The sequence below is a fragment of the Streptomyces sp. NPDC006691 genome, from assembly GCF_042869955.1.
GTDB lineage: Bacteria > Actinomycetota > Actinomycetes > Streptomycetales > Streptomycetaceae > Streptomyces.
The window spans coordinates 86,460-112,905 of record NZ_JBIAGW010000022.1 but is presented as its reverse complement, the minus strand read 5'-3'; the positions used below and the strand labels follow the sequence as shown (position 1 = coordinate 112,905).

At 71.5% G+C, this 26,446-nt stretch carries 27 protein-coding genes; 11 read left to right on the top strand and 16 right to left on the bottom strand.

Going from position 1 to position 26,446, the window contains the following annotated elements:
• Positions 1 to 329: 329 nt before the first annotated feature.
• Positions 330 to 971: a DNA-3-methyladenine glycosylase gene (locus tag ACFYNP_RS33235; RefSeq protein WP_388790817.1), complete on the bottom strand. Its 642-nt coding sequence runs from the start codon at positions 969 to 971 to the stop codon at positions 330 to 332.
• A 161-nt stretch (positions 972 to 1,132) separates the two neighbouring features.
• Between ACFYNP_RS33235 and ACFYNP_RS33230 the strand changes: the two genes are divergently transcribed.
• The 3 genes from ACFYNP_RS33230 (at position 1,133) to ACFYNP_RS33220 (ending at position 3,202) form a co-directional block, all read left to right on the top strand.
• Complete coding sequence (locus ACFYNP_RS33230; RefSeq protein WP_388790815.1) at positions 1,133 to 1,915, top strand: sporulation protein; 783 nt, start codon at positions 1,133 to 1,135, stop codon at positions 1,913 to 1,915.
• A gap of 55 nt (positions 1,916 to 1,970) precedes the next feature.
• Entirely contained in the window at positions 1,971 to 2,507 is a 537-nt protein-coding gene (locus ACFYNP_RS33225; RefSeq protein WP_388419693.1) for a YbhB/YbcL family Raf kinase inhibitor-like protein, read from the top strand.
• A gap of 179 nt (positions 2,508 to 2,686) precedes the next feature.
• The gene (locus ACFYNP_RS33220) at positions 2,687 to 3,202 is read left to right on the top strand and encodes an HNH endonuclease (protein ID WP_385019473.1); all 516 of its coding nucleotides are present in this window, start codon (positions 2,687 to 2,689) and stop codon (positions 3,200 to 3,202) included.
• A 106-nt stretch (positions 3,203 to 3,308) separates the two neighbouring features.
• Here the strand turns inward: ACFYNP_RS33220 and ACFYNP_RS33215 are convergent, their stop codons facing one another.
• From ACFYNP_RS33215 to ACFYNP_RS33200, 4 genes are all read right to left on the bottom strand, one after another.
• On the bottom strand, positions 3,309 to 4,082 hold the full coding sequence (locus tag ACFYNP_RS33215) for a sulfite exporter TauE/SafE family protein (protein ID WP_388419695.1): 774 nt from the start codon (positions 4,080 to 4,082) through the stop codon (positions 3,309 to 3,311).
• Positions 4,083 to 4,224: 142 nt separating this feature from the next.
• A complete protein-coding gene (locus ACFYNP_RS33210; RefSeq protein WP_388419697.1) occupies positions 4,225 to 5,172 on the bottom strand; it encodes an SPFH domain-containing protein in 948 nt (315 codons plus the stop codon).
• Between the two features lie 80 nt (positions 5,173 to 5,252).
• Entirely contained in the window at positions 5,253 to 5,684 is a 432-nt protein-coding gene (locus ACFYNP_RS33205) for an NfeD family protein (protein ID WP_388790821.1), read from the bottom strand.
• Between the two features lie 46 nt (positions 5,685 to 5,730).
• Positions 5,731 to 6,522, bottom strand: a complete 792-nt coding sequence (locus tag ACFYNP_RS33200; protein ID WP_388419699.1) for an ABC transporter ATP-binding protein — start codon at positions 6,520 to 6,522, stop codon at positions 5,731 to 5,733.
• Positions 6,523 to 6,671: 149 nt separating this feature from the next.
• On the opposite strand from ACFYNP_RS33200, the gene ACFYNP_RS33195 reads away from it, so the two are divergent.
• Entirely contained in the window at positions 6,672 to 7,457 is a 786-nt protein-coding gene (locus ACFYNP_RS33195) for a hypothetical protein (RefSeq protein WP_388790813.1), read from the top strand.
• A 76-nt stretch (positions 7,458 to 7,533) separates the two neighbouring features.
• Here the strand turns inward: ACFYNP_RS33195 and ACFYNP_RS33190 are convergent, their stop codons facing one another.
• The 3 genes from ACFYNP_RS33190 to ACFYNP_RS33180 all read right to left on the bottom strand — a co-directional run bounded on the left by ACFYNP_RS33190 (position 7,534) and on the right by ACFYNP_RS33180 (position 9,766).
• On the bottom strand, positions 7,534 to 7,776 hold the full coding sequence (locus ACFYNP_RS33190) for a chaplin (protein WP_388419703.1): 243 nt from the start codon (positions 7,774 to 7,776) through the stop codon (positions 7,534 to 7,536).
• Positions 7,777 to 7,950: 174 nt separating this feature from the next.
• On the bottom strand, positions 7,951 to 8,595 hold the full coding sequence (locus ACFYNP_RS33185; protein WP_388790811.1) for a response regulator: 645 nt from the start codon (positions 8,593 to 8,595) through the stop codon (positions 7,951 to 7,953).
• Positions 8,588 to 9,766, bottom strand: coding sequence for a GAF domain-containing sensor histidine kinase (locus ACFYNP_RS33180; protein ID WP_388419707.1), 1,179 nt, complete (start codon positions 9,764 to 9,766; stop codon positions 8,588 to 8,590). The genes ACFYNP_RS33185 and ACFYNP_RS33180 overlap by 8 nt, the downstream gene beginning before the upstream one ends.
• 301 nt (positions 9,767 to 10,067) lie before the next feature.
• Here ACFYNP_RS33180 and ACFYNP_RS33175 point away from each other — a divergent pair, with 301 nt between their 5' ends.
• The 3 genes from ACFYNP_RS33175 (at position 10,068) to ACFYNP_RS33165 (ending at position 12,852) form a co-directional block, all read left to right on the top strand.
• On the top strand, positions 10,068 to 10,778 hold the full coding sequence (locus ACFYNP_RS33175; RefSeq protein WP_388790809.1) for an SDR family NAD(P)-dependent oxidoreductase: 711 nt from the start codon (positions 10,068 to 10,070) through the stop codon (positions 10,776 to 10,778).
• The gene (locus tag ACFYNP_RS33170) at positions 10,775 to 11,905 is read left to right on the top strand and encodes an S-adenosylmethionine:tRNA ribosyltransferase-isomerase (RefSeq protein ID WP_388790807.1); all 1,131 of its coding nucleotides are present in this window, start codon (positions 10,775 to 10,777) and stop codon (positions 11,903 to 11,905) included. The genes ACFYNP_RS33175 and ACFYNP_RS33170 overlap by 4 nt, the downstream gene beginning before the upstream one ends.
• A gap of 269 nt (positions 11,906 to 12,174) precedes the next feature.
• The gene (locus ACFYNP_RS33165; RefSeq protein ID WP_388419713.1) at positions 12,175 to 12,852 is read left to right on the top strand and encodes a transglycosylase SLT domain-containing protein; all 678 of its coding nucleotides are present in this window, start codon (positions 12,175 to 12,177) and stop codon (positions 12,850 to 12,852) included.
• 91 nt (positions 12,853 to 12,943) lie between these two features.
• Here the strand turns inward: ACFYNP_RS33165 and ACFYNP_RS33160 are convergent, their stop codons facing one another.
• A complete protein-coding gene (locus tag ACFYNP_RS33160) occupies positions 12,944 to 15,475 on the bottom strand; it encodes an FHA domain-containing protein (protein ID WP_388790805.1) in 2,532 nt (843 codons plus the stop codon).
• Between the two features lie 347 nt (positions 15,476 to 15,822).
• Between ACFYNP_RS33160 and ACFYNP_RS33155 the strand changes: the two genes are divergently transcribed.
• The gene (locus ACFYNP_RS33155; protein WP_388790803.1) at positions 15,823 to 17,580 is read left to right on the top strand and encodes a streptophobe family protein; all 1,758 of its coding nucleotides are present in this window, start codon (positions 15,823 to 15,825) and stop codon (positions 17,578 to 17,580) included.
• A 173-nt stretch (positions 17,581 to 17,753) separates the two neighbouring features.
• Positions 17,754 to 18,995, top strand: a complete 1,242-nt coding sequence (gene serB / locus ACFYNP_RS33150; protein WP_388419719.1) for a phosphoserine phosphatase SerB — start codon at positions 17,754 to 17,756, stop codon at positions 18,993 to 18,995.
• A gap of 142 nt (positions 18,996 to 19,137) precedes the next feature.
• Here serB and ACFYNP_RS33145 read toward each other — a convergent pair whose 3' ends face one another.
• The 4 genes from ACFYNP_RS33145 to ACFYNP_RS33130 form a co-directional block, all read right to left on the bottom strand.
• Positions 19,138 to 19,656 carry a SixA phosphatase family protein gene (locus ACFYNP_RS33145; RefSeq protein ID WP_388790801.1) on the bottom strand — a complete coding sequence of 173 codons (519 nt, stop codon included), beginning with the start codon at positions 19,654 to 19,656 and terminating at the stop codon, positions 19,138 to 19,140.
• A 93-nt stretch (positions 19,657 to 19,749) separates the two neighbouring features.
• Positions 19,750 to 19,956 carry a hypothetical protein gene (locus tag ACFYNP_RS33140; protein WP_100574322.1) on the bottom strand — a complete coding sequence of 69 codons (207 nt, stop codon included), beginning with the start codon at positions 19,954 to 19,956 and terminating at the stop codon, positions 19,750 to 19,752.
• 272 nt (positions 19,957 to 20,228) lie between these two features.
• On the bottom strand, positions 20,229 to 20,345 hold the full coding sequence (locus tag ACFYNP_RS33135) for an SGM_5486 family transporter-associated protein (protein ID WP_261711291.1): 117 nt from the start codon (positions 20,343 to 20,345) through the stop codon (positions 20,229 to 20,231).
• Between the two features lie 30 nt (positions 20,346 to 20,375).
• Positions 20,376 to 21,668: a CynX/NimT family MFS transporter gene (locus tag ACFYNP_RS33130; protein WP_388790798.1), complete on the bottom strand. Its 1,293-nt coding sequence runs from the start codon at positions 21,666 to 21,668 to the stop codon at positions 20,376 to 20,378.
• Positions 21,669 to 21,834: 166 nt separating this feature from the next.
• Between ACFYNP_RS33130 and ACFYNP_RS33125 the strand changes: the two genes are divergently transcribed.
• Complete coding sequence (locus ACFYNP_RS33125) at positions 21,835 to 22,518, top strand: FadR/GntR family transcriptional regulator (protein WP_388419727.1); 684 nt, start codon at positions 21,835 to 21,837, stop codon at positions 22,516 to 22,518.
• Positions 22,519 to 22,564: 46 nt separating this feature from the next.
• Here ACFYNP_RS33125 and ACFYNP_RS33120 read toward each other — a convergent pair whose 3' ends face one another.
• The 3 genes from ACFYNP_RS33120 to fabG form a co-directional block, all read right to left on the bottom strand.
• Entirely contained in the window at positions 22,565 to 22,906 is a 342-nt protein-coding gene (locus ACFYNP_RS33120) for a hypothetical protein (protein WP_388419729.1), read from the bottom strand.
• Between the two features lie 260 nt (positions 22,907 to 23,166).
• The gene (gene fabI, locus ACFYNP_RS33115) at positions 23,167 to 23,934 is read right to left on the bottom strand and encodes an enoyl-ACP reductase FabI (protein WP_388419731.1); all 768 of its coding nucleotides are present in this window, start codon (positions 23,932 to 23,934) and stop codon (positions 23,167 to 23,169) included.
• A gap of 5 nt (positions 23,935 to 23,939) precedes the next feature.
• The gene (gene fabG / locus ACFYNP_RS33110; RefSeq protein ID WP_388790796.1) at positions 23,940 to 24,659 is read right to left on the bottom strand and encodes a 3-oxoacyl-[acyl-carrier-protein] reductase; all 720 of its coding nucleotides are present in this window, start codon (positions 24,657 to 24,659) and stop codon (positions 23,940 to 23,942) included.
• A gap of 212 nt (positions 24,660 to 24,871) precedes the next feature.
• Between fabG and ACFYNP_RS33105 the strand changes: the two genes are divergently transcribed.
• Positions 24,872 to 26,383, top strand: coding sequence for a TldD/PmbA family protein (locus ACFYNP_RS33105; RefSeq protein WP_388419873.1), 1,512 nt, complete (start codon positions 24,872 to 24,874; stop codon positions 26,381 to 26,383).
• Positions 26,384 to 26,446: the final 63 nt, after the last annotated feature.

Below are 26,446 nucleotides of genomic sequence, written 5' to 3'. Positions count from 1 at the left end.
TTGTACTCACCCTCTCGGGCTTTCCTCCGGGCGCTTCCCTTCGGTATTTCGTGTTCCCGACTCTATCAGACTCTTTCGTGTCCGATTCCCCGTCGGAATGGGGATTCGCTTCGAGATCTTCGCTTTCGCGTTTCCCTTTCGGCGTGACCACTACTTTAGCGGGTTTCCCCGGCCGTTCATAATCGAGTCATTCGAGTTCGAATTAAGGCATGCCGAAATTCGTACCCGTTGGGGTTCGATCGTAGGTAGTGGATGGCCGCTTGGGGATGCTGAACAGCAGGGCCCGTCTCAAGCGGCTCGGGCTACGTTAGGCGGCGCTTGAGGCCGAGTCAAGTTCGACGTTTGCGGGGCTGATGCGCGCGGTAGGGGCTCACCGTGGGGTCGTCCGCGATCCAGAAGCGCCACGGGTGCGGAGCGCCGTCTCCGCCCACCCCGGTGCGCGGGCCGCTGCGCACCAGGTCGGGCGGCACCGGAGTGCCCGTCAGCACGGAGAGAGGGGCGTCGGGGCCGGCGCAGGCGTCCGTGCCGTTCAGGGCGCGGCCCACGTCGAGCGCGGTGGCCAGACGGGCCGGGCCTTTGGCCAGTTCTTTGTCGTGCCGGGCCGAGAGTCGACGCTTGCGGGCCAGTTCCGCGCCCACCCGGACCTCCCCCGCCCTCAGCAGCACCCCGCTCGCCCGGCCTTCGGGGCCGCACACCAGATTGAGGCAGTGCCACATTCCGTACGTGAAGTAGACGTACGCGTGTCCGGGCGGTCCGAACATCACGTCGTTGCGGGGTGTGCGGCCGCGGAAGGCGTGGGAACCCGGGTCGTTCGGGCCGTCGTAGGCCTCGACCTCCGTCAGGCGCAGTTCGAGGGGGCCGTCGCCGGTGAGGCGGACGAGCGTACGGCCGAGGAGGTCGGGTGCGACCTCCAGGACCGGCCGGTCGAAGAAGTTCCGGGTGAGTGGCGTACGTTCGGTGCCCGCGATCATGGCGTCCGAGGGTAGTGGACGGGCGGACGGAACCGGGTGGGACGGTCGCGCGTTCGTAGGGGTCGAGGTCGAGAAGACGTAGATGTCGACACTGGCGTGGATGTGTGGGCGTGCCTGATGTGGTCGTCCATGGGCTCAGCGGACATAGAGGAAGGACTGGCATGGGGTTCAAGCGGCTGCTGGCGAGCTTGGGGGCCGGCGGGGCGTCGGTGGAGACCGAGCTCACGGAGACCAATGTGGTTCCGGGCGGAGTCGTCCAGGGCGAGGTGCGGATTCAGGGCGGGTCGGTCGATCAGCAGATCGAGGGGCTCTCCGTCGGGTTGCAGGCCCGGGTCGAGGTCGAGGGCGGTGAGCACGAGCACAAGCAGGACATCGAGTTCACCAAGCTGAGGCTCGGCGGTGCCTTCGAGGTGAAGGCGGGGGCGGTGCACGTGGTGCCGTTCGGCCTGGAGATCCCTTGGGAGACGCCGGTCACGACGATCGACGGGCAGCAGCTGCGGGGCATGCACATCGGGGTGACGACGGAGCTGGAGATCGCCCGGGCGGTGGATTCGGGTGATCTGGATCGGATCCAGGTGCATCCGCTGCCCGCGCAGCAGGCGATCCTGGACGCGTTCGTCCGGCTGGGGTTCCGCTTCAAGAGCGCGGACATGGAGAAGGGGCACATTCGCGGGACGCGGCAGCGGCTGCCGTTCTACCAGGAGATCGAGTTCTATCCGCCGGCGCAGTACCGGGGTCTGAACCAGGTGGAGCTGTCGTTCGTCGCGGACGACCGCGAGATGGACGTGGTCCTGGAGATGGACAAGAAGCCGGGCCTGTTCAGCGAGGGCAGCGACTCCTACCGCTCGTTCCGGGTCGGTCTGCACGATTTCCACGGGACGGACTGGACCGGGTACGTCAACGAGTGGCTGGCCGAGGTCGGCGGGCGGCGGGCCTGGTTCTGAGTGCGGGCCCGTAGGCTCGGGCGTACCAGTTGCCGACGAATCAGGAGGTGCCGACGTGAGCGAGCTCAAGAGGCCGCCGCTTCCCCATGACTTCCACCCCGAGGTGCCGTCGTTCACGGTGGTGAGCGAGGACGTCGAGCCGGGTGCCGTGCTCAAGGACGCCCAGGTCTACGCGGCCGGAAACACTTCGCCGCAGCTGCGGTGGGAGGGTTTCCCGGCCGGCACGAAGAGCTTCGCGGTGACGTGCTTCGACCCGGACGCGCCGACGGGCAGCGGGTTCTGGCACTGGTCGGTGTTCGACATCCCGGCGTCGGTGACGGAGCTGCCGGCGGGCGCGGGCAGCGGGAAGTTCGAGGGGCTGCCGGCCGGCGCGGTGCAGGTGCGCAACGACTACGGGTCGAGGGACTTCGGCGGGGCCGCGCCGCCCGCCGGGGAGACGCACCGGTACGTGTTCACGGTGTACGCGGTCGACAGCGAGAAGCTCGGTCCGGACGCGGATGCCTCGCCCGCCGCGGTGGGTTTCAATCTGCGCTTCCACACGCTCGGGCGGGCTCAGCTCGTCGGTGAGTACACGGCTCCCGCGGAGAGCTGAGCGTTCGTTTTCCGTTTGCCCTGCCCTGGTCTTGGAGAGATCAGGGCAGGGCATTTTTCTGTTGTCGGTCCGGGTTCACCGCCCGGGCGGGCGCGGATATTGCGTTGTCCATCGTGGCGAGCCCGGCCAGAGTTGATCCCAGCCCGCGTCGGTGGGCCGGCACTACGGAGGTGGGCAGGATGCGGGACACGCTGGTACTCAACGCGAGCTTCGAGCCGCTGTCGACGGTGACGCTCAACCGTGCCGTGGTGCTGGTGCTCCAGGACAAGGCCGTGGTCGAGCAGTCCCATCCCGAGCTGCGGATGCGTGCGGCGACGATGGACATACCGGTGCCGCGGGTGATCCGGCTGTGCAGATATGTCCGGGTGCCCTTCCGAAGACAGGCTCCGTGGTCGAGGCGGGGGGTGCTGATCAGGGACCAGCAGCGGTGCGCGTACTGCGGGCGGCGGGCGACGACCGTGGACCATGTGGTGCCGCGGGCGCAGGGCGGCCGGGACGGGTGGCTGAACACGGTGGCGTCGTGTGCCGAGGACAATCACCGCAAGGCGGACCGGACGCCGGAGGAGGCGGGGATGCCGTTGCTGCGGCAGCCGTTCGTGCCGTCGCCCGCCGATGCGATGCTGCTCGCGATGGCGGTCGGGGACCGCTCGGAGCTGCCGGAGTGGCTGTCCACGGGGGCCGTGCCGGCGGCGTAGGGGGCGCTCCGGCTGGAGTGACGTACGGGGTCTATGGGTTTGCGGGAGCCCGCCTTCGATCGAATCGAGGGCGGGCTCTTTGGTGTGCCTACGGGGCGTACTGCCTTTATTTGAGCGTCAGTTGGAGGATCGCGACGATGCCGACGGCGATGATCACCGCACGCAGTACGGCGGGCTTGAGGCGGCGGCCGACCTTGGCGCCGATCTGGCCTCCTATGGTCGAGCCGACGGCGATGAGCAGGACGGCGGTCCAGTCGAACTCGGCGACGAAGAGGAAGAAGACGGCCGCGATGCCGTTGACGACGGCGCCGAGGATGTTCTTGACGGCGTTGATGCGTTGCAGGCTCTCGGAGAGGAGCAGGCCCATCAGGGAGAGGTAGAGCACTCCTTGTGCGGCGCCGAAGTAGCCGCCGTACATGCTGGCGAGGAAGAGGCCGGCGAGGAGGGCGGGGCCGCCTTCGGGGTGGGCTTCGGTGCCTTGGGCCTCGCGGCGGCGCTTGATGGCGGCGGCCAGGCGGGGCTGGAGCAGGACGAGGACGAGGGCCAGGCCGACCAGGACGGGGACGATGGCGTCGAACGACGAGGAGGGCAGGGCGAGCAGCAGGGCCGCTCCGGCGAGCCCGCCGGCGAGGCCTGCGGCGCCGAGGCGCAGGACGCGGCTGGTCTGGCCGCGCAGTTCGTGGCGGTAGCCGATGGCGCCGCTGATGGAGCCGGGGACCAGGCCGAGGGCGTTGGAGACGTTGGCGGTGATCGGCGGCAGGCCGGTCGCCAGGAGCACGGGGAAGGTGAGCAGCGTGCCGGATCCGACGATCGTGTTGATGGTGCCGGCGCCGATTCCGGCCGCGAAGACGGCGAGTGCTTCCCAGATGGACAAGGCCATCTCCTTACACGTTCAGTGGGTCGCCTCCCCGCCATGGAGGTCGAGGGGCCGCACTGATCATGCATGAACCGTGTACGGGGCAGTCAACTGGCCCCGTACGGCGGCTCGTTCGGGCCGTGTGTGTCGGCCGGTGGGGTCCGGCTCAGTCCACGGGGGGTTCTTCGCGGCGCTCGACGGTGCCGTTGCCCTGGTTGCCGGTGTTGAAGCCGGGCATGCCGCCGCCGAGGTTGCCGAAGGCGCCGGAGAGGCCCTTGAGGGCGTCGCCGATCTCGCTGGGCACGATCCAGAGCTTGTTGGCGTCGCCTTCGGCGATCTTGGGGAGCATCTGGAGGTACTGGTAGGAGAGCAGCTTCTGGTCGGGGTCGCCGGCGTGGATGGACTCGAAGACGGTCCGGATGGCCTGGGCCTCGCCCTCGGCGCGCAGGGCGGCGGCCTTGGCCTCGCCCTCGGCGCGCAGGATCGCGGACTGCTTCTCGCCCTCGGCGCGCAGGATCTCCGACTGCCGTACACCTTCGGCCTGGAGGATCGCGGCGCGCTTGTCGCGGTCGGCGCGCATCTGCTTCTCCATCGAGTCCTGGATGGAGGTGGGCGGCTCGATGGCCTTGAGCTCGACGCGGTTGACGCGGATGCCCCATTTGCCGGTGGCTTCGTCGAGGACGCCGCGCAGGGCCGCGTTGATCTCCTCGCGGGAGGTGAGGGTCCGCTCCAGGTCCATGCCGCCGATGATGTTGCGGAGGGTGGTGACGGTGAGCTGCTCGATCGCCTGGATGTAGCTGGCGACTTCGTAGGTGGCGGCCCGGGCGTCGGTCACCTGGTAGTAGATGACGGTGTCGATGTTGACGACCAGGTTGTCCTGGGTGATCACCGGCTGGGGCGGGAAGGGGACGACCTGTTCGCGGAGGTCGATCCGGTTGCGGATCGAGTCGATGAACGGGACGACGATGTTCAGGCCCGCGTTCAGGGTCCGGGTGTAGCGGCCGAAGCGCTCCACGATGGCGGCGCTGGCCTGTGGGATCACCTGGATGGTCTTGATCAGGGCGATGAAGACCAGCACCACCAGAATGATCAGGACGATGATGATCGGTTGCATCGCTTATCCCCGTGCCCTTCTTGCTCTCGGATGCTCCGGAAAGCGTTGGCGTTTACCGGACTTGATGATCCTGGCATGGTTCACATGACGATGGCAGTGGCTCCGTCGATCTCGACGACGTCGACCTGGTGGCCGGGCTCGTACACGGAGTCCGTGTCGAGTGCGCGGGCCGACCAGACCTCGCCGGCGAGTTTGATCCGGCCGCCTTCGGCGTCGACCCGTTCCAGGACGGTGGCCTGACGGCCCTTCAACACCTCGGTGCCGGTGGCGAGTTGGGGACGGCCGGCGCTGTGGCGGGCGGCGATGGGGCGTACGACGGCGATGAGGGCGACGGAGACGGCGATGAACAGGAGGACCTGTCCGACGGGTCCGAGGCCGAGGCTCGCGCCGATGGCGGCGGCGCCCGCGCCGACCGCCATCATGCCGAACTCGGGCATGGCGGTCAGCACCAGGGGGATGCCCAGTGCCACCGCGGCCATCAGCCACCACACCCACGCCTCGATGTTCACCAGGTCATGGTAGGTCCGGGCGTCCCTCGTCCGACAGGGCGCGAAGGCCCTAGCTCATCGGGAGCCCCGTCGCCGTGTAGCGGTCGCCGCGGTGCTCGACGAGGAGGGGCAGGCCGAAGCAGAGGGAGAGGTTGCGGGAGGTGAGTTCGGTCTCCATGGGGCCGGCGGCGAGGACCTTGCCCTGGCGGATCATGAGGACGTGGGTGAAGCCGGGGGCGATCTCCTCGACGTGGTGGGTGACCATGACCATGGAGGGCGCGTACGGGTCGCGGGCGAGCCGGCCGAGGCGGCGGACCAGGTCCTCGCGGCCGCCGAGGTCGAGTCCGGCGGCGGGCTCGTCGAGGAGGAGGAGCTCGGGGTCGGTCATCATGGCGCGGGCGATCAGGGTGCGCTTGCGCTCGCCCTCGGAGAGGGTGCCGAACTTGCGGTCGAGGAAGTCCGTCATGCCGAGCCGGTCGAGGAAGGCGCGGGCGCGGTCCTCGTCGACGGCGTCGTACTGCTCCTGCCAGGTGGCGGTCATGCCGTAGGCGGCGGTGAGGACGGTCTGCAGGACGGTCTGGCGCTTGGGGAGCTTGTCGGCCATGGCGACGCCGGCCACGCCGATGCGCGGGCGCAGCTCGAAGACGTCGACCCGGCCGAGCTGCTCACCGAGGATCTTGGCGGTGCCGGTGCTCGGGAAGAGGTAGCTGGAGGCGATGTTGAGGAGGGTGGTCTTGCCGGCGCCGTTGGGTCCGAGGATGACCCAGCGCTCGCCTTCCTTGACCGACCAGGAGACGTCGTCCACCAGAGCGCGTCCGTCGCGGACCACGGATACGTCCACCAGCTCCAGTACATCGCTCATGAGCGCGTTGTCTCCCCATGCCATCGTCTTGAGTTCGCGAGTGCGTTCCGGGCCGCGCCGGTGGGCGCGGTCCCCAGGGAAAACCTACGCCACTGGCGAAGTGATCCCGCCTCTAGGTCCGGTCGCAGGGTTTCCCTAGGCTGGAGTCCATGTTCTCGGAACCACGTTCAGGTCGGCTGGCCGCTTGGGGAAATGCCCTGTTGGCCGGAAATGTCTCGCCGGACGACGCGGCGCTCTCGATCGTCGGGGACGATGCGGTGCACCGCGTCGAGGGGCTGCCGGGCGAGTCCGCGCCCGTGGGGCTCACCCTCGCGCTCGGGCGGCTGCGCACGCTCGGGGTGAGCGGGTGGCGGCTCGCGCTCCCGGTGGCCGGGCATCCGCTGGGGCTCAGCGGTCCCGCAGAGTTCAACGCGCGGGCGCTCGACGCCGAGGAGGCCGTGGTCGGGTTCGGGGCGCCGTACGGCCTGGTGCCCGAGGTGTACGAGGCCGGGCCCGCCGGGGACGTGCACGTGGAGGTCGTGTGGCGCTGCCTCGCGGTGCGTGAGGCGCCGCCCGCGGACGTGCCCTCGCTCGGCGAGGCGGAGCGCGAGCTCGCGGAGGGGCTGCGGGACGCGACGGCCGCGCTGACCCGGCTCGACGTGGCGGCTTCCGGTCCGGCGGCGGCCGCCGCGATCGACGCGTACCGCTCGCGGGTCGAGGGGCCCGACGAGGAGCTGCTGGCACCGGGGTATCCGCCCCGTGCGGTACGGGTGTTGGAGCTGGCCCGGCGGGTGTCGCTGCTGGTGTCGCTGGCGTACGGGAACGGGCACGGGGGCGCGGTGAGCGCTTCCGAGATCGCGGCGCGGGGCGAGGTGCTGCGCCCGGTGGAGCGGGTGGCGCGGCGGGCCCGGGTCGCGGCGTACAACGCGTATGTCGAGGAGCGGCAGCGGGGCTGAGCCCCGGGCAGCGGGGCGGGAAAGGGGACGGCCCCCGGGTGGGACCCGGGGGCCGGAGGTCACCGCGGGGGCGCGGTCAGAAGTTGGAGCTCTGGTTCCCGAAGACGGGGTTGAGGACGCCGATCACGCTGACCGTGTTGCCCGTCGCGTTCACCGGCACGTGCACCGGAACCTGGACCAGGTTGCCGGAGACGGCACCCGGGGAGTTCTGGGCCTTGCCGTCGGCGTCGGCCCCGCCGTGGGCGGAGGCTGCACCGGTCGCGGCGGCGAGGGCGCCTCCGGCGAGCACGGTGACGGCGAGAGCCTTGTTGAGCTTCATGTTCTGGATCCTCCTGGTCGTCGCCGCGGCCAGGCCGGCGCGGCATGCCATGGAGAACGCCGGGTCCTTCCGGGGGATGCGCTATGTGGGTGACATCCACACGACGGTATGAATCTTCTACCGGACCCTGACGGTCCGCTTTCCCGTTCGGCGCACCGTTCGGTCCGCCGCGTTTCAGCCGGTCACACCGTGCCGCACGGCCCACAGGGCGGCCTGGGTGCGGTCGGCCAGGTCCAGTTTCATCAGGATGTTCGACACGTGGGTCTTGACGGTCTTCTCGGACAGGACGAGGTGGCGGGCGATCTCGCGGTTGGAGCGGCCGTCCGCGATCAGCGCGAGAACCTCCTTCTCGCGTTCGGTCAGGGTCGTGCCGCGCCCGGTGCCGCCGTATCCCTCGTCCTGGCTGAGCAGGGCGCCGGCGACCTCGGGCTGGAGCAGTACGTGGCCGGCGTGCACCGAGCGGATGGCTCCGGCCAGCGCTTCGGGGTCGACGTCCTTGTACACATAGCCGGAGGCGCCGGCGCGCAGGGCGGGCACGACGGTGCGCTGCTCGGTGAAGCTGGTGACGACGAGGACCTTCGCCGGGTTGGCGAGCTCGCGGAGTTTGCGCAGGGCCTCGATGCCGTCCACGCCCGGCATCTTGACGTCCATCAGGACGACGTCCGGCTTGAGCTCCTGGGCCCGGGCGACGCCCTCGGCGCCGTCGGAGGCCTCCCCCACCACCTCTATGTCGTCCTGGACTTCCAGGAACGTACGCAGTCCTCGGCGGACCACCTGGTGGTCGTCCACGAGCAGGACCCTGATCACCTTCTCAGCCACCGGGGACCTCCATCTCGATCGTGGCGCCCTCGCCGGGTGCCGATTGCACGGTGAGCCTGCCGCCGACTCCGCTCGCCCGGTGCCGCATCGACACCAGGCCGAGGTGGCGGCCCGCGCGACCGACCAGGCCCGGGTCGAAGCCCCGGCCGTCGTCGCTGATCCGCAGGAGGGCGCCCTGGCCGCTGCGCTCCAGGACCACCTCGACGCGGCCGGCGCCGGAGTGGCGAAGGGCGTTGTGCAGGGCTTCCTGGGCGACGCGCAGCAGGGCCTCCTCCTGCGCCGGGGGCAGGGCGCGCACACCCCGGTTGTCGAAGGTGACGCGGGCCGCGTGCGCCCGGTCGAGGACCTGGATCTGGGTGCGCAGGGTGTGCACCAGGCCGTCCTCCTCCAGGGCTGCGGGCCTCAACTCCACGACGGCGGCGCGCAGTTCGTCGGCGGCTTCGGCGGCGAGGGAGGCGACCTGCTGGAGCTCACCCTTGGCGCGGGCCGGGTCGCGGTCGATCAGGGCGGTGGCTGCCTGGGCGGTGAGGCGGAGCGAGAAGAGCTTCTGGCTGACCGCGTCGTGCAGTTCGTGGGCGAGCCGGGAGCGCTCCTCGGCGATGGTCAGCTCGCGGCTGCGTTCGTAGAGGCGGGCGTTGGTGAGGGCGATCGCGGCGTGCTGGGCGAGCAGCCGCAGCAGTTCCTCGTCGTGCTCGGTGAAGCCGCAGCCGCCGCCGGGCCGCGGGCAGCGCTTGTTGGCGAGGAAGAGGGCGCCGAGCGTCTCGTCGCCGTCGCGGATCGGCATGCCGAGGAAGTCGGACATGTCGGGGTGGGCGGCGGGCCAGCCCTCGAACCGGGAGTCCTTGCGGACGTCGTCGAGGCGCTCGGCCTTCTCCTCGTGGAGCATCGCGGCGAGGATGCCGTGCTGGCGCGGCAGCGGTCCGATGGCCCGCCACTGCTCGTCGCTGACGCCGTCGACCACGAACTGGGCGAAGCCGCCGTGGTCGTCGGGGACGCCGAGCGCCGCGTACTCGGCGTCGAGCAGTTCGCGTGCGGACGCGGTGATCGTCTTGAGGACGTCCCCGACCTCCAGATGCCGGCTCATGGCGAGCAGGGCGGTGCTCACGGCGGCGAGGCCGGCGCTCGGGGACGGGCTCTGACCTGCTGCGGCGGGGTCGGGCGGACGGCTCATGTGGTCACCGTACCGGCGGGGTGGGACAGCGCGCCTCGGCCTGTGGACGGCCACCGCCTAGGGCGCGCGGCCTAGGCCGCAGTGCCCCTGACGGGCCACCGGCCCTAGGGCGAAGTGCCGCCCGGGCCCAGCCCCGCGTCCGAGGCGGCGCGGGTGGGGCGGGAGCCACGCTGAATCCGTCGACGCACGCGGCGGCCGACCGGTCGGCGCACGGTCCGGCAGGACGGGCCGCTGCGCACGCGGCGCACGGCGACAGCTCGTCGGACAGAACCCGACGGCCGGAACAGAGGGGTCGGACATCATGCCGGTTGCGATCATCACGGGGGCCTCGAAGGGGCTCGGCAGGGCCTTGGCCGAGGCGCTCGCGGAGCGGGGCTGGGACCTGGTCCTGGACGCCCGGACGGCATCCGTACTGAAGGAGGCGGCGCGCGGCCTCGGAGCGTACGGCACGAAGGTCGTGGCGCTGCCCGGGGACGTCACCGATGCGCGGCACCGGGCGGACCTCGTGGCGGCGGCACGGGAGCTCGGCGGGCTCGATCTGCTGGTGAACAACGCCTCCGCGCTGGGCGCCGAGCCGCTCGTAGCGCTCGCGGAGCTGGATCTCGCGGGGCTGCGGTCGGCTCTGGAGACCAATGTGGTCGCGGCGCTCGGGCTCGTGCAGGAGGGACTCGGGCCGCTGCGGGCGGCCCCGGCGGGCGCGGTGGTCGCGGTCAGTTCGGACGCGGCGGCCGAGGCGTACGGGACGTGGGGCGGGTACGGGGCGTCGAAGGCGGCCCTGGAGCAGTTGGCGGCGGTGCTCGCCGTGGAGGAGCCGGCGCTGCGGGTGTGGGCGGTGGACCCGGGCGACATGCGCACCGACCTGTACGCGGCGGCGGTGCCGGACGACGACTCCGGGCGGCCCGAGCCGTCGGCGGTGGTGCCGGGCTTCCTGCGGCTGCTCGACGAGCGCCCGCCGAGCGGCCGGTACGGCGCTCCCGCGCTGGTGGCCGGCCACGGGGAGGCCGGGCGATGACCGCGCCCCTGGAGGTGCGGGTGCCGGACGGTCTGCTCGCCTCGGTGCCGGCGGAGGTGCGCGGGGCGGGGCGCGACGACGTACGCCTGATGGTGTCGCGCGGCACGGTGGTCTCCCACCACGCCTTCCGTGATCTGCCGGGGCAGCTGCGGGCCGGGGACGTCCTGGTGGTCAACACCTCGCAGACGCTGCCCGCCGCGGTCGACGGCACGGTGGCGGGGGCGCCGGTGGTGGTGCACTTCTCGACGCTGGGCGCGGACGGGCGCTGGGCGGTGGAGCTGCGCAAGCCCACGGCGTCCGGGAGCACCGAGCGGCGCACCGGGGACCGGGCCGGGACCGCCGTGGCGCTGCCCGGCGGGGAGCGGCTGGTGCTCGACGAGGCGCTGAGCCCGGACCGGCTGTGGTGGGCGCGGGTGTCGGCGGGGGACGTGCCGGGGCTCATGCGCCGGTACGGGCGGCCCATCCGGTACTCCTACACCGAGCGGGACCAGCCGCTCTCCGCGTACCAGACGGTGTTCGCGCTGCCCGCGCCCGACGGGCTCGGCTCGGCGGAGATGCCGAGCGCGGCGCGGCCCTTCACGGCCGGGCTCGTCGCGGAGCTGGTGCGGCGGGGCATCCGCTTCGCGCCGGTCACGCTGCATACGGGGGTGGCGTCGGCGGAGGCGCACGAGCCGCCGTACCCGGAGCGCTTCGAGGTGCCGCGGTCGACGGCCCTGCTGGTGAACGCGGCCCGGGCGGGCAGCAGGAGGGGCGCGCGAAGCGCTTCCCCGGAAGGGCGGCGGCGGGAGGGGGGTGGGCGCATCGTGGCCGTAGGGACCACGGCGGTGCGGGCCCTGGAGTCGGCGACCGGGCCCGACGGGGTGGTGCGGGAGGCGGCCGGGTTCACGGATCTCGTGGTGACGCCGCGGCGCGGGGTGCGGGTGGTGGACGGCCTCCTGACGGGGCTGCACGAGCCGGAGGCCTCGCATCTGCTGATGCTGGAGGCGGTCGCGGGGCGCGAGGCGCTGGCCGTCGCCTACGACCAGGCGCTGAGCCGGCTCTACCTGTGGCACGAGTTCGGGGACGTCCACCTCCTCCTCCCGGAGGATAACCCTCACCGTGCGCATTGCTCCAGCAACGTCTGGTGATTCTGTTACCTGTCCGATGTGAGCCCGCGCATAGGACGCACATCACTTACGAAGCCGGCTAGTGGACGAATAAAGGGGGTGTTAGCCCGTCGTGAGTGGGTACGAGGCGCCTTTCGTCGGCTCCTGATCCACTACCCGGCTTCGTATGGAGCAGCTTTGCCACGAGATTTTGCGGCCGCTAACAATGGCTCTCGTCGCACAGCGCTGCGGCCAACCGCCGCGGCGCTTCACTGCGCCGTCCCCAGTCATTCGGAAGAGGTCCAACAGCCATGCCCGAGTCCAGCAACCCTGGTCACAGTCGTCTGCCCCAGACGCACAAGATCTCGATTGCCGGTGTCGCCGTCCTCGGCGCCGCCGCTCTCGCCCTCTCGGTCTTCCCCGGGACGGGTCAGTCGGGCAACGCCGCGACCATAGCCGCCGAGCCCGCCGCCTTCTCGGCGACCGTCGCCAGCGCCAAGACGGTCTCGCAGAACGTCGCCAAGCAGCAGGTGACCGCGGACAAGCAGGCCCAGGTCGCCGCGAAGGCCAAGGCCGCCGCGGACGCCAAGGCGAAGGCCGAGGCCGAGGCGAAGAAGCGTGACGAGGCCGCCGCCGCGAGCCGCGCCGCCGCCCGCAAGCCGGTGTACGCCAACAACCTCGACGGCTGGATCCGCCAGTCCCTCGACATCATGAAGAGCAAGGGCATCCCGGGCACCTACGACGGTCTGCACCGCAACATCATGCGCGAGTCGACCGGCAACCCGAACGCCATCAACGGCTGGGACATCAACGCCATCAACGGCATCCCGTCGAAGGGCCTGCTCCAGGTCATCCAGCCGACGTTCAACGCGTACCACGTGCCCGGCACCTCGTGGAACATCTACGACCCGGTCGCCAACATCACGGCCGCCGCCAACTACGCGGCCGACAAGTACGGCTCGATGGACAACGTCAACAGCGCCTACTGATCCCTTCGGCGAAGAAGGCCGGTCATGCCGAAGGGCGGCACCCCGTGCGGGGTGCCGCCCTTCGGCGTGACCGGGTCCGGTCAGGAGCGGGTCACTTGCGCATGACCTCGGGCTCGTGGCGGCGCAGCAGTCGTGCGACGACGAAGCCGAGGGCGATGCCGATCACCAGGAGCACCGAGATGTCGGTGAACCACTGCGCGGCGTCGTGCTTCCACAGCGGGTCGAGGTTGGTCGGATCGCTCTGGTCCATCGGCGCCATCAGGTGCGAGAGGTCGAGCGTCGTGCCGACGCCCGCGATGGCCCAGCGCGAGGGCATCAGCCAGGCGAACTGCTCCAGGCCGAGTGAGTCGTAGACCTTGAACAGGATGCCGGTGAAGACGACCTGGACGATGGCGAACATGACCAGGAGCGGCATGGTCTTCTCGGAGGTCTTCACCAGGGCCGAGATGATCAGGCCGAACATCATCGAGGTGAAGCCGAGAGCGATCACGACCAGGCACATCTCGACCGCGGGCGGCATCACCAGGCCCTCGGTGGGCAGCTTGCGGGTCGAGAAGCCGATGACGCAGAGGATCACGCCCTGGAAGGCCGTGATGACGCCGAGCACCAGGATCTTGGACATCAGGTACGCCGAGCGGGACAGGCCGGTGGCCCGTTCCCGTTCGTAGATGACCCGTTCCTTGATCAGTTCTCGTACGGAGTTGGCCGCGCCGGAGAAGCACATGCCGACCGCGAGGATCAGCATGATCGTGCCGGCGTCGCCGTTGAACCGGGCCGGCGGAGTGGGCGGCGCGAGGCCGAACTTCGCCGGGATGACCACGCTGACCGAGCCGATCACCGCCGGCAGGGCCACCGACAGGGCGAGGAAGCCCTTGTCGGAGGCGATGACGGAGACGTAGCGGCGCATCAGCGTCCACAGCTGGGAGACCCAGCCCTGCGGCTTGGGCGGCTTGATCGCCTGGGCCGGCGGCATCTGCACCGACTGCGGGGCGACGGCGTCGATGTCCGCGGCGTACATCTGGTAGTGCTGCGAGCCCTTCCAGCGGCCCGCCCAGTCGTAGTCGCGGTAGCTCTCGAAGGCGGAGAAGACATCGGCCCAGGTGCCGTAGCCGAAGAAGTTCAGCGCCTCCTCGGGCGGCCCGAAGTAGGCGACCGAGCCGCCCGGCGCCATCACGAGCAGCTTGTCGCAGATCGCGAGCTCGGCCACCGAGTGGGTGACGACCAGGACGGTTCGGCCGTCGTCGGCGAGACCGCGCAGGAGCTGCATGACGTCGCGGTCCATGCCCGGGTCGAGGCCGGAGGTGGGCTCGTCGAGGAAGATCAGCGACGGCTTGGTCAGGAGCTCCAGGGCCACCGAGACGCGCTTGCGCTGGCCGCCGGAGAGGGAGGTGACCTTCTTCTCCTTGTGGATGTCCAGCTTGAGCTCGCGCAGCACCTCGTCGATGCGCTGCTGGCGCTCGCTCTCGGTGGTGTCGGCGGGGAAGCGCAGCTTGGCCGCGTACTTCAGCGCCTTCTTGACGGTCAGCTCCTTGTGCAGGATGTCGTCCTGCGGGACCAGACCGATGCGCTGGCGCAGCTCGGCGAACTGCTTGTAGAGGTTGCGGTTGTCGTAGAGGACGTCGCCCTTGTTGGCGGGCCGGTAGCCGGTGAGCGCCTTGAGCAGGGTCGACTTTCCGGAGCCCGAGGGGCCGATGACCGCGATGAGGGACTTCTCGGGGACGCCGAAGGAGACGTCCTTGAGGATGTCCTTGCCGCCGTCGACCGTGACGGTCAGATGGCGGGCGGAGAAGGAGACGTCACCGGTGTCGACGAACTCTTCGAGCCGGTCGCCGACGATGCGGAAGGTGGAGTGGCCGACGCCGACGATGTCCTGCGGGCCGAGCAGGACGCTGCCGCCCTTGGCGATCGGCTGGCCGTTGACGTAGGTGCCGTTGTGGGATCCGAGGTCGCGGATCTCCATCCGGCCGTCGGGCGTCGCGTGGAACTCGGCGTGGTGGCGCGAGACCTGGAGGTCGGAGACGACCAGCTCGTTCTCCAGGGCACGGCCGATGCGCATGACGCGGCCGAGCGCGACCTGGTGGAACGTGGTCGGGCTGCGGTCGCCGTAGGCGGGCGCGGACCCCGCCGGGCCGCCGCCCTGCTGCGGGAACTGCGGCTGCTGGGGCTGCGGTTGCTGCCACTGCTGCTGCGGAACCTGCGCCTGCTGGGGCTGCTGGGGCTGCTGGGGCTGCTGGGACCAGCCGCCCTGCTGGGGCGGGGCCTGCTGGGGTTGGGGGTGGGCGGGGGCGGCCTGCGCCTGCTGGGCGGCGGGCTGTGCGTAGGCGGCCGCGGCGGCGCCGGTCAGATTCAGCCGCGGGCCGTCGGTCGCGTTGCCGAGGTGGACCGAGGAGCCGGGGCCGATGTCCATCTGGTGGATCCGCTGGCCCCGCACATAGGTGCCGTTGGTCGATCCGTGGTCCTCGATGACCCAACTCCGGCCGTTCCAGCTGACCGTGGCGTGCCGCCACGAGACTCTGGCGTCGTCGACCACGAGGTCACCTTGCGGATCACGTCCGAGGGTGTACGACCTGGACGGATCGAGCGTCCAGGTGCTGCCATTCAATTCCAGTACGAGTTCCGGCACTCCAGCCCCACTTGTCGTCCCCCGAAAGACCTCCGCACCGGAGGCCTGTGACTCCCGACACAGGGAGTCTAGGGATGGTGAACATCGTGGGGAACTATTTCAGGCCCAGGCTCGTATCCGAAACCCGGGCCTTGTGAATTACCGGCACAGACCTTGCACAGTACGGTTCCGTTCCTGCAACAGGCCCTGAGCGCCTGCCCGTTGACGGGTGCCAAACACGCCCCGAGAGTAGTAAGCACCCATGAGTGCGTATGGATCATGATGTTCACGCATAAATGATCTGGCGAACGATGAAAACGCGCTCTCTGTATGCAATGGGGCAAGTCGGCTCGTATCGGGGGGCTCTGATGAGCAGGGGCGGCCATGCGGTCCGGGGCGCGATCCGCTGGGGCGATGTCGTGCTCGCCGCGATCGCCGCGGTGGGCTGGGCCCTGGTCGCGATGGCGGGCACGGCCGCGCTCGGGCTGCATCTGCTGGGGGCGGACGCGGCGGGCTCGCTCGGACCGATGACGGCGGCCGTGGTGGTGCTCGGCGCGGGTGGCTCGGTCACCCCGTCCGGCGATGTCTCGGCGTTCGGCCTGAGCGGCGCCGAGGCGCGGACGACCATCGATTTCACGCCACTGGGCGTCGGTCTCGCGGGCGCGCTGCTGCTCGCCCTCTTCTTCCTGCGCTCACTGCGGGCGGCCGGGGCCACGGTCCCCGGCACCGAACTGGCGGCCCGCGCGGCCGCGGTGGCGGCGCTCTTCGTCGCCGTCGTCGCCGGCCTCGCCCGGGCCGGGCACGACCTCGTCACGCTGGACGGTACCCAACTGGGCCCGAGCGGGGTGAAGGTGCCCGCGGTGCCGGGCGTCCCCGGCCTCGGGGACATCGCCGGACTGCTGCCGGGCCGGCTCGCCGGCCTCGCGGGCGCCAAGGCGCGGGTCGGCTTCGGCGTGGACACGGGGCACTCGCTGGCGGGCGCGGCGTGCTGGGTGGGCGCGGTCCTGGTGATCGCCCTCCTCGCCTCGCGCCGCACGCCGCTGCCGCGCACCTGGTCGGCGCTGCACCGGACGGTACGCCCCGCGGCGTCCGCCGTGGTGACGGTGGTCCTGGTGGCGGTGGCGGCGGGGCTCGCGGCGGCGGCGTACGCGGCGACCGGGGACGCGCATCCGGCGCGGATCGCGGGCGCGGCCCTGCTCGGCGCGCCCAACGGAGTGGGGCCGGCGATCCCGCTGGGCCTGTTCGTGCCGTGGCGCGGGCACGCCACCGGGGCGCTCGCCACCGTGCTCCCCGATCCGGTCGGACGGCTGCTCACCAGCGGCTCCGACCAGCCCTTGACCCTGGGGCGGCTCGCCCAACTCGACCAGCGGGTCTGGCTGTTGGCGGTCGCGGCGGCCTGCCTGATGCTGTGCGCGGGGGTGCTGGCCGCGGTCCGTACTCCGGTGGGCGGGCGTTGGGGAGGTGCTTTCACGGGGCGGTGCGCGCTGTCGCTGGCCGCCGTCGGCGCGGTGGCGCTGCCCCTTCTGGTGTGGCTCACCGGGGTGTCCGCGAACGCGTCCCTTTCGGTGCTGGGCTTCGACACGTTCGGGGCGGGTCTGGAGCTGCACGGCAACGCGGGGCTCGCCCTGCCGATCGGCGCCGCGTGGGGCGCCGCGGCGGGCGCCCTGGGCGCGCTGCTCGCCCGGAGGTCGGGAGCGGCGGGGCGCGGCGCGGCGGTGCTCGCGAGGCTGAGCCGGGCCGGGGCGGTCGGGGCGGCGACGGCACCGGGCGGCGCACCAGCGGCGGCCGACGGGCGCGTACCGGGGCGGAACCACTCGCCCGCACCGCCCGACCAGCGCGTACCCGGGCCGAGCCTCCCGTCCGCACCGCCCGAGGAGCGGGCACCGGGGCCGCGCCACCCGGGGCCGGGAGGGACACCCGCACCGCCCGGCGAGCGGGCGCCGGGGCCGTATCGCCCCGCGCCGTCCCACCGCCCGCCGAACCCGGACACCAACCCCTATCTGAAGCCGCCCCCGGACCCGCACGGCTCCCCCACCCTGCCGGGACCTCGCCGGGGGCACCGGCCCCGGCCGCGTCCCGAGGAGGGGCCGCCTCCCCCGCCCGGGACGCCGCGGGGGCGCGGCTGAAGCGGGCAGGCCCGGGCGCGGCTGAACCGGGCCGGCCGGGGCATGGCGGAACCGGGCGGCCCGCGCATGGCGGAAGCGGGCGGCCAGCGGACACGGCCGTCCGAGGGCGGCCGTGTCCGCTGGGCGGGACGCCGTGCAGGCGAGGCACCGCGTGCCGATACGGTGGGATCACCATGACGCCATCGCCCCTGCCCCCCGCCGGCCAGGGCTCCGACGCCGGTCAGAGCTCTGACGTACCGACCCTCCTCGTCAAGATCTTCGGCAAGGACCGCCCCGGCATCACCGCCGGGCTCTTCGACACCCTCGCCGCCTACGCCGTCGACGTCGTCGACATCGAGCAGGTCGTCTCCCGCGGCCGGCTCGTGCTGTGCGCACTGGTCACCGAGCCGACCGTGGCCTCCCAGGGCGAGCTGCGCGCCACCGTGCACAGCTGGGCCGAGTCGCTCCGCCTGGAGGCCGAGATCATCTCCGGCACCGGTGACAACAGACCGCGCGGCAGCGGCCGTTCACATGTCACCGTGCTCGGGCATCCGCTGACCGCGGAGTCCACGGCGGCCATAGCGGCCCGTATCGCCGGCACCGGCGGCAACATCGACCGTATCTTCCGGCTCGCCAAGTACCCGGTCACGGCAGTGGAGTTCGCGGTGTCCGGCGTCGAGACGGCGCCCCTGCGCACCGCGCTCGCCACCGAGGCCGCGGCCCAGGGCGTGGACGTGGCCGTCGTCTCGGCGGGGCTGCACCGGCGGGCCCAGCGGCTCGTGGTGATGGACGTGGACTCCACGCTGATCCAGGACGAGGTGATCGAGCTCTTCGCCGCGCACGCCGGCTGCGAGGGCGAGGTCGCCGAGGTCACCGCCCGTGCGATGCGCGGCGAGCTGGACTTCGAGCAGTCCCTGCACGCCCGGGTGGCGCTGCTGCGGGGCCTGGACGCCTCGGTCGTGGACAAGGTGCGGGCCGAGGTCCGGCTCACCCCGGGCGCCCGTACCCTGATCCGCACCCTCAAGGCGCTCGGCTATCAAGTGGGCGTCGTGTCGGGCGGGTTCACCCAGGTCACCGACGACCTCAAGGAACGGCTCGGACTCGACTTCGCCTCCGCCAACACCCTGGAGATCGAGGACGGCAGGCTCACCGGCCGGGTCACGGGCGAGATCGTCGACCGGGCCGGCAAGGCACGGCTGCTGCGCAGGTTCGCCGCCGAGGCGGGGGTGCCGCTGGCCCAGACGGTGGCGATCGGCGACGGCGCCAACGACCTCGACATGCTGAACGCGGCGGGCCTCGGCGTCGCCTTCAACGCCAAGCCGGTCGTGCGCGAGGCCGCGCACACCGCGGTGAACGTGCCCTTCCTCGACACCGTGCTCTATCTGCTCGGCATCACCCGGGAAGAGGTCGAGGCGGCCGACGGTCTCGTCGACTGAGAACCGCCGCACCGAGACAGGCATGACCGAGACAGGCATACGGGAGCCGTAGCAAGACTCACATGCGGGAACACCTACGGGAGAGGCCCCGGCGCGCGGTGGGTGCGCCGGGGCCTTCGTCGCGTACGGGACAGGGGGGCCGTCAGTCGTGCGGGGCCCAGAAGTCGACGAGCGTGGCGACGCCGTGCTCCACGGTCTTCCAGGAGCCGTTGAAGGTGAGCACGGCGATGGACGAGGTGGGGAAGCCGCTGCGGTTCATCCGCGAGAGCGCGTCGCCCTCGGCGTCGCCCGCGAGCGCGTCGGCCAGGGCGTGCATCCCGGGGTTGTGGCCGATGAGCAGCAGGTCACCGACGTCTTCGGGGGTCTCGTTGACCAGCGCGATCAGCTCGCCGAGGGACGCCTCGTACATCCGCTCCTCGTACACCGTCCGGGGGCGCTGCGGCAGTTCGTGGACGGCGAGCTTCCAGGTCTCGCGGGTCCTGACGGCACTGGAGCACAGGGCGAGGTCCGGTGTGATGCCGGCCGCGGCCAGTCGGCGGCCCGCGGCGGGGGCGTCCGCCCTGCCCCGTTCGGCGAGCGGCCGGTCGTGGTCGGACACCTCGGGCCAGTCGGCTTTGGCGTGCCGGAGAAGGACGATCCTGTGCGGTGTATCGACGCTCATGGTCCCCAGCTTCGCATGAATCGCGCCATCGGGCGCAGGGTGTTGAAGGCTCGGCCGGAGGGGTGACACACGTGCCCGGAGAGGCGGCCCGCGTCAGCGCGCGAGGCTGTGCTGGATGCGGTCGACGAGGTGGGTGAGGGTGCCGTCGCCGGTGGCGGCGTGGGCGTCGCCCGAGCCGATGACGAGGGCGAGGAGCACGAAGAACGCGACGGCGGGCAGCACGACGCCCCACCACGGCAGCTTGAAGTCGACGCCACCGGCGCCCTGTTGGGGGGACCTGGGGTGGGTGTGGGCCGACATGACCGCCTCCGTGAGGTGCTGGGTTCGGGCTCCGCGGGCGGACGGGGTGTCCGTCGCGGTACCTCAAAACCTACGGATGCGAGGGGTGTCGTCCCATCCGGTGACCCACCCACTTGACCCTGACCCTGACCCCCTAGGGGATGGGGGGGCTAGCACCACCACGACCCGGCCGGGGCGTCGTTCGGGGGCGCGGCCGGGCCCTCGGCCGGGCCTTCCCCGGACCTTCGCCGGGCCTTCCCCGCGGCGGCGGCCGGGCCGCGGCCGTGCTCCGATCAGGGGGAGGCGAGCGTCGCGATGACGGCGACCACGACCGTGACGGCGAGCATCGCGCCGAGCACGAGCAGGAGCTTCTTGTGGCTGTTCTGCGGATTGGGTTCGAGCACTGGCATGCGGTCAGTGTCGCATCCCGGTTCGGTCCGCTATCGCCGGGCCCCGGCCTCGTCCTCGATCGTACGGTCGCGCCCGGCCAGGACGCCCACGACGATCTGCGGGACCATCAGGCCCGCCATCAGGGCGATGGGCAGGTCCCAGCCGCCGCTGCGGTCGTGCAGGACGCCGACCAGGAGGGGGCCCGGGATGGAGAGCAGGTAGCCGACGCACTGGGCGAAGGCCGACAGGCGCACCACGCCCGCGTGGCTCCGGGACCGCTTGCTGATCATCGTCAGGGCGAGCGGGAAGGCGCAGTTGGAGACGCCGAGCAGCAGCGCCCAGGCCCAGGCACCGGAGGCCGGCGCGAGGTAGAGCCCGGCGTAGCCGGCCAGACCGCAGGCGCCGAGCGCGACCACGATCGGGCCCTGACTGCGCAGCCGGTTGACGAGCCACGGGATGACGAAGCCGAGCGGCACGCCCATGACCATGGTGATGGACAGGAGCAGCCCGGCGGTCCCGGCCGAGACGCCCGCGTCGCGGAAGATCGTCGGCATCCAGCCCATGGTGATGTAGGCGCCGGTGGCCTGGAGGCCGAAGAAGCAGGCGAGGGCCCAGGCGGTGCCGCTGCGGGTGATGCGCAGGGCGGGGGCCGCCTCGTCCGGGGCGCCGATGGCCGGGCCCGCACTGCCGGAGCGGTCGCGCGTCAGCGGGATCCAGACCGCCACGGCGACGACGGCGAGCAGCGCCCAGATGCCGAGGCCCTGGCGCCAGCTGCCGCCGAGCGCGTCGGTGAGGGGCACGGTGGTGACGGCGGCGAGCGAGGTTCCCGCGGCGAGCGCCATCGAGTAGAGCCCGGTCATCGAGCCGACCCGGTCCGGGAAGTACCGCTTGACGATGACCGGCATCAGGACGTTGCTGAGGGCTATGCCCATCAGGGCGAGCGCGCTGGCCGCGAGGAAGGTGACGGTGCCGCCCGCGAAGGAGCGCAGGAGCAGGCCCGCGGTGATGGCGGCCATGCCCGCGAAGACGACGGCGCCGGGGCCGAAGCGGCGGGCCAGACGCGGCGCCATGATGCCGAAGACGGCGAAGCAGAACGCGGGCACCGAGGTGAGGACGCCCGCGATGCCGCCACTCATGTGCAGCCCGCCGGTGACCTCCTTCATCAGCGAGCCGAGGCTGGTGATCGCGGGGCGCAGGTTGACCGCGGCGAGCACCAGCGCGAGCGGTACGAGCCAGCGCGTCCACGTCGGCACCCCGGCCGCGCCGACGGGTGCGGGGGCTTCCGGGGCCGTGGCGGGGACGGTGGGCGCGGGGCTCAGCGTGGTGGTCTCTTCGTCGGGCATGATGCCATCATAGAATCATGGGATGATTGGTTGTCCAATCGTTGCCCGCTAGATTTTCGGTATTCCAACCCGCTCGATCCCACCCCGCTCGATCCCACCCCGCTCGATCCCACCCCGCTCGATCCCGCCCCCCTCTCGATCCCGCCCCCTCTCCGACTGGAGCACCATGACGCTCAGCTCTCCCCGGCGATCCGCCCTCGCCGACCAGGTGATCGCGCAGCTGCGCAACCAGATCACCTCGGGCGAGTGGCCGGTGGGCTCGCGCATCCCCACCGAGCCGGAGCTGGTCGAGCAGCTCGGGGTGGCACGCAACACGGTCCGCGAGGCGGTCCGGGCCCTCGCCCACAACGGGCTGCTCGACATCCGTCAGGGCTCGGGCACCTATGTCGTGGCGACGAGCGAGCTGGCCGGGGTGATGCACCGCCGCTTCGCGGACGCCGATCCCCGCCATGTGGCCGAGCTGCGCTCCACGCTGGAGTCGTCGGCGGCCAAGCTGGCCGCCGAGCGGCGTACCGAGCGCGAGCTCAAGCAGCTGGACGCGCTCCTGGAGCGGCGCGAGGAGGCCTGGGCCTCGGGTGACCGGGAGGCGTTCGTGGCGGCCGACGCGACGCTGCACCTCGCGGTCGTGGCGGCCTCGCACAACGACGTGCTGACCGAGCTGTACGCGGACCTCGGGCATCTGCTGCGCGACTGGCTGCGGGACGACGTGGCTCTGGAGATGACGCCGGAGAACCACATGGACCACGCCCGGATGGTCGACGCGATCCGGCTCGGCGACGCGCAGACGGCCGCGTCCGAGGCCGCGGCCCATGCCTTCATCTGCCTGCCGGACCGCCTCGAAGCCCGCTGAGCGCGGTAGGCCCTCACCGCGCCGCCGAGCGCGGGACCGTCCGTCCTCATCGCGCCTTCTGGTGGCTCACCCACACCGCGCGCACGTCCTTCCAGCACCGGTCGGTGAGGCGCACGGTCTGCCCCGGACCCACCTCCACCGCGGCCGCGTCCGCGTCCAGGTCCCACCAGTTGGCGCAGTCGGTGTGCAGTCGCACCCGGTCGACGTCCGGGTAGGGGTTGTGGCAGTACGCCGTCACGTGCGAGCCCTGTACGGAGGTGTGGCACGCGGCTCCGAACGGCTCGGGCTCGGGGGCCGCGGGCGGGGCCTCGGGGGCGGTGGCGGCCCGCACCACGGAAGGTGCCGCGAACCCGGCCGCCGCCACCAGCAGGACGAACAGCAGGGCCAACGCCCGCCGTTGCCCGACCCTCAGCGGGTGCGCGAGCGGAGGGCGCCGGACCCGGCGCGGGCCTGGACCCCCCTCGTCCGGGGGACGTGCGCGCGAGGCGTCCACACCCCCACCTCCTCCCCGGCCGACCGCCCGACATGTCCGTTTCGATCAGTCTGCGGGGAAGTAGCGGCGCACGCACGGCGGGAAGTCGCGGCGCACGCGCTGCGGCCGCCCGCCGGAAGGCTCCGGTGGGCGGCCGCAGAACGAGCTGTGCGGGGTCAGGCACCCACGGCGTGCAGACCGCCGTCGACGTGGATGATCTCGCCCGTGGTCTTCGGGAACCAGTCCGAAAGGAGCGCGACGACGCCCTTGCCGGCCGGCTCGGGGTCGGACACGTTCCACTCCATCGGGGAGCGGTGGTTCCACACGTCGGCGAGCTCGCCGAAGCCCGGGATGGACTTGGCGGCCATGGAGCCGATCGGGCCCGCCGAGATCAGGTTGCAGCGGATGTCGTCCTTGCCCAGGTCGCGGGCCATGTACCGGGAGGTCGCCTCCAGAGCGGCCTTGGCCGGGCCCATCCAGTCGTACTGCGGCCAGGCGTACTGCGCGTCGAAGGTGAGGCCGACGACCGCGCTGCCCGGCGCGAGCAGCTCGCGCAGCGACATGGTGAGCGACTTCAGCGAGAACGCCGAGACGTGCATGGCGGTGGCGACCGACTCGAACGGCGTGTTGAGGAAGTTGCCGCCGAGCGCGTCCTGCGGGGCGAAGCCGATGGAGTGCACGATGCCGTCGAGGCCGCCGAGCTCCTCCTTGACCAGGCCCGCGATCCGGTCCAGGTGCTCCTGGTTGGTCACGTCGAGCTCAAGGACCTTGGCGGGCTTGGGGAGCTTCTTGGCGATGCGCTCGGTCAGGGTCGGCCGCGGGAAGGCGGTCAGGATGACCTCGGCACCCTGCTCCTGAGCCAGCTTCGCGGCGTGGAAGGCGATGGAGGACTCCATCAGCACACCGGTGATCAGGATGCGCTTGCCCTCAAGAATTCCGCTCATGGTGATCAGTGACCCATGCCCAATCCGCCGTCAACCGGGATGACGGCTCCAGTGATGTACGAGGCGTCGTCCGAGGCGAGGAACTTCACCGCGGCGGCGATCTCCTCGGGCTGCGCGTAGCGGCCCAGCGGCACCTGGGACACGATGCCCGAGCGCTGCTCCTCGGTGAGCACCTTGGTCATGTCGGTGTCGACGAAACCGGGTGCCACGACGTTGAAAGTGATGTTCCGGGACCCGAGCTCACGCGCGAGCGACCGGGCGAAGCCCACCAGACCGGCCTTGGAGGCGGCGTAGTTGGCCTGCCCCGCCGAGCCGAGCAGCCCCACGACGGAGGAGATCAGCACCACGCGGCCCTTCTTGGCGCGCAGCATCGCACGGTTGGCGCGCTTGACCACGCGGAAGGTGCCGGTGAGGTTGGTGTCGAGGACGGAGGTGAAGTCGTCCTCGGACATGCGCATCAGGAGCTGGTCCTTGGTGACGCCGGCATTGGCGATCAGGACCTCGACGGGACCGTGCTTGTCCTCGATCTCCTTGTAGGCCTGCTCCACCTGCTCGGTGTCCGTGATGTCGCACTTGACGGCGAGGACACCCAGCTCGGTCAGGGCGGCCGGCGGCTCCCCGGTGCGGTACGTGATCGCGACCTTGTCGCCGCTGTCGGCAAAAGCGCGGGCGATGGCGAGGCCGATGCCCCGGTTACCTCCGGTGATGAGAACCGAGCGGCTCAACGGATCACCCTTTCGATAGGCGGATTCGTACTCCACGCAAACTATCGGTACCGCCCGACTTACGAGGAATCGGGCCCTGACAGTGGCGTGGAACGAGCGCTGTCGGGTCCCTACAGAAAGGCCGTAGTCATGAGGCCGGTCGGCGCGACATGATCGGGGGCGACCGGTCTCGTACGACAGGGGAGACAGCTGTGCCATCAGGGACCCATTCCATCGACGACGCCTTCACGGCGCTGCCGCTGCGCGCACTTGCCGACGCGGCGCTCGCGCGGGCCCGCGCGCTCGGTGCCGAGCACGCCGACTTCCGCTTCGAGCGGGTGCGCAGCGCCGCCCGCCGGCTGCGGGACGCGCGGCCCGCCGGCTCCTCCGACACCACCGACCTCGGCTACGCGGTGCGGGTGGTGCACGGCGGGGCCTGGGGATTCGCCTCGGGCGTCGATCTCTCGATGGACGCGGCGGCCAAGGTCGCCTCCCGCGCGGTGGCCATGGCCAAGCTGTCCGCTCAGGTCATCGCGGCCGCCGGGTCGAATGAGCGGGTGGAGCTCGCGGACGAGCCGGTGCACTCCGAGAAGACCTGGATCTCGTCCTACGAGATCGACCCCTTCAGCGTGCCGGACGAGGACAAGAGCGCCCTGCTCGCCGACTGGAGCGCGCGGCTGCTCGGCGCGGCCGGGGTCGAGCACGTGGACGCGTCGCTGCTCACGGTGCACGAGAACAAGTTCTACGCGGACACCGCGGGCACCGTGACCACCCAGCAGCGGGTGCGGCTGCACCCCCAGCTCACCGCGATCGCGGTGGACCGCACGACCGGCGAGTTCGACTCGATGCGCACCCTCGCGCCGCCGGCCGGGCGCGGCTGGGAGTACCTGACCGGGACCGGCTGGGACTGGGACGCGGAGCTGGAGGAGATCCCGGCGCTTCTGGCCGAGAAGATGCGGGCACCCGGCGTCGAGGGCGGCCGCTACGACCTGGTGGTGGACCCGTCCAACCTGTGGCTGACCATCCACGAGTCGATCGGCCACGCCACCGAGCTGGACCGGGCGCTGGGCTATGAGGCGGCCTACGCGGGCACCTCGTTCGCCACGTTCGACCAGCTGGGGAAGCTGGCGTACGGCTCACAGGTGATGAACGTGACCGGCGACCGGACCGCGGAGCACGGGCTCGCGACGATCGGCTACGACGACGAGGGCGTGGCGGCGCAGTCCTGGGACCTGGTGAAGGACGGCACCCTCGTCGGCTATCAACTCGACCGCAGGATCGCGAAGTTGACCGGTCTCGGCCGTTCCAACGGCTGCGCCTTCGCCGACTCCCCCGGGCACGTCCCGGTCCAGCGGATGGCGAACGTCTCGCTCCAGCCGGACCCGGGCGGCCTCGCCACGGAGGATCTGATCGGCGGGGTGGAGCGGGGCATCTACGTGGTCGGCGACCGCTCGTGGTCGATCGACATGCAGCGCTACAACTTCCAGTTCACCGGCCAGCGCTTCTTCCGCATCGAGAACGGGCGCTTGGCGGGCCAGCTCCGCGATGTCGCCTACCAGGCGACCACCACCGACTTCTGGGGCTCCATGGAGAAGGTCGGCGGCCCCCAGACCTATGTCCTGGGCGGCGCCTTCAACTGCGGCAAGGCCCAGCCGGGCCAGATCGCCGCGGTCTCCCACGGCTGCCCCTCCGCCCTGTTCCGCGGCGTCAACATCCTCAACACGACTCAGGAGGCCGGGCGATGAGGCACGGATCCCACCACCGCGCCCCCGGCCGGGGGTCCGGGGGACGCCCCCCGGGCCAGCACC

What these genes read in the sequence shown, in the direction of transcription:
- ACFYNP_RS33235 (WP_388790817.1), bottom strand. Translation starts at nt 971, where the DNA reads ATGATCGCGGGCACCGAACGTACGCCACTCACCCGGAACTTCTTCGAC.
- ACFYNP_RS33230 (WP_388790815.1), top strand. Translation starts at nt 1,133, where the DNA reads ATGGGGTTCAAGCGGCTGCTGGCGAGCTTGGGGGCCGGCGGGGCGTCG.
- ACFYNP_RS33220 (WP_385019473.1), top strand. Translation starts at nt 2,687, where the DNA reads ATGCGGGACACGCTGGTACTCAACGCGAGCTTCGAGCCGCTGTCGACG.
- ACFYNP_RS33215 (WP_388419695.1), bottom strand. Translation starts at nt 4,082, where the DNA reads ATGGCCTTGTCCATCTGGGAAGCACTCGCCGTCTTCGCGGCCGGAATC.
- ACFYNP_RS33210 (WP_388419697.1), bottom strand. Translation starts at nt 5,172, where the DNA reads ATGCAACCGATCATCATCGTCCTGATCATTCTGGTGGTGCTGGTCTTC.
- ACFYNP_RS33200 (WP_388419699.1), bottom strand. Translation starts at nt 6,522, where the DNA reads ATGAGCGATGTACTGGAGCTGGTGGACGTATCCGTGGTCCGCGACGGA.
- ACFYNP_RS33195 (WP_388790813.1), top strand. Translation starts at nt 6,672, where the DNA reads ATGTTCTCGGAACCACGTTCAGGTCGGCTGGCCGCTTGGGGAAATGCC.
- ACFYNP_RS33190 (WP_388419703.1), bottom strand. Translation starts at nt 7,776, where the DNA reads ATGAAGCTCAACAAGGCTCTCGCCGTCACCGTGCTCGCCGGAGGCGCC.
- ACFYNP_RS33180 (WP_388419707.1), bottom strand. Translation starts at nt 9,766, where the DNA reads ATGAGCCGTCCGCCCGACCCCGCCGCAGCAGGTCAGAGCCCGTCCCCG.
- ACFYNP_RS33175 (WP_388790809.1), top strand. Translation starts at nt 10,068, where the DNA reads ATGCCGGTTGCGATCATCACGGGGGCCTCGAAGGGGCTCGGCAGGGCC.
- ACFYNP_RS33170 (WP_388790807.1), top strand. Translation starts at nt 10,775, where the DNA reads ATGACCGCGCCCCTGGAGGTGCGGGTGCCGGACGGTCTGCTCGCCTCG.
- ACFYNP_RS33165 (WP_388419713.1), top strand. Translation starts at nt 12,175, where the DNA reads ATGCCCGAGTCCAGCAACCCTGGTCACAGTCGTCTGCCCCAGACGCAC.
- ACFYNP_RS33155 (WP_388790803.1), top strand. Translation starts at nt 15,823, where the DNA reads ATGAGCAGGGGCGGCCATGCGGTCCGGGGCGCGATCCGCTGGGGCGAT.
- serB (WP_388419719.1), top strand. Translation starts at nt 17,754, where the DNA reads ATGACGCCATCGCCCCTGCCCCCCGCCGGCCAGGGCTCCGACGCCGGT.
- ACFYNP_RS33145 (WP_388790801.1), bottom strand. Translation starts at nt 19,656, where the DNA reads ATGAGCGTCGATACACCGCACAGGATCGTCCTTCTCCGGCACGCCAAA.
- ACFYNP_RS33140 (WP_100574322.1), bottom strand. Translation starts at nt 19,956, where the DNA reads ATGTCGGCCCACACCCACCCCAGGTCCCCCCAACAGGGCGCCGGTGGC.
- ACFYNP_RS33135 (WP_261711291.1), bottom strand. Translation starts at nt 20,345, where the DNA reads ATGCCAGTGCTCGAACCCAATCCGCAGAACAGCCACAAGAAGCTCCTG.
- ACFYNP_RS33130 (WP_388790798.1), bottom strand. Translation starts at nt 21,668, where the DNA reads ATGCCCGACGAAGAGACCACCACGCTGAGCCCCGCGCCCACCGTCCCC.
- ACFYNP_RS33125 (WP_388419727.1), top strand. Translation starts at nt 21,835, where the DNA reads ATGACGCTCAGCTCTCCCCGGCGATCCGCCCTCGCCGACCAGGTGATC.
- fabI (WP_388419731.1), bottom strand. Translation starts at nt 23,934, where the DNA reads ATGAGCGGAATTCTTGAGGGCAAGCGCATCCTGATCACCGGTGTGCTG.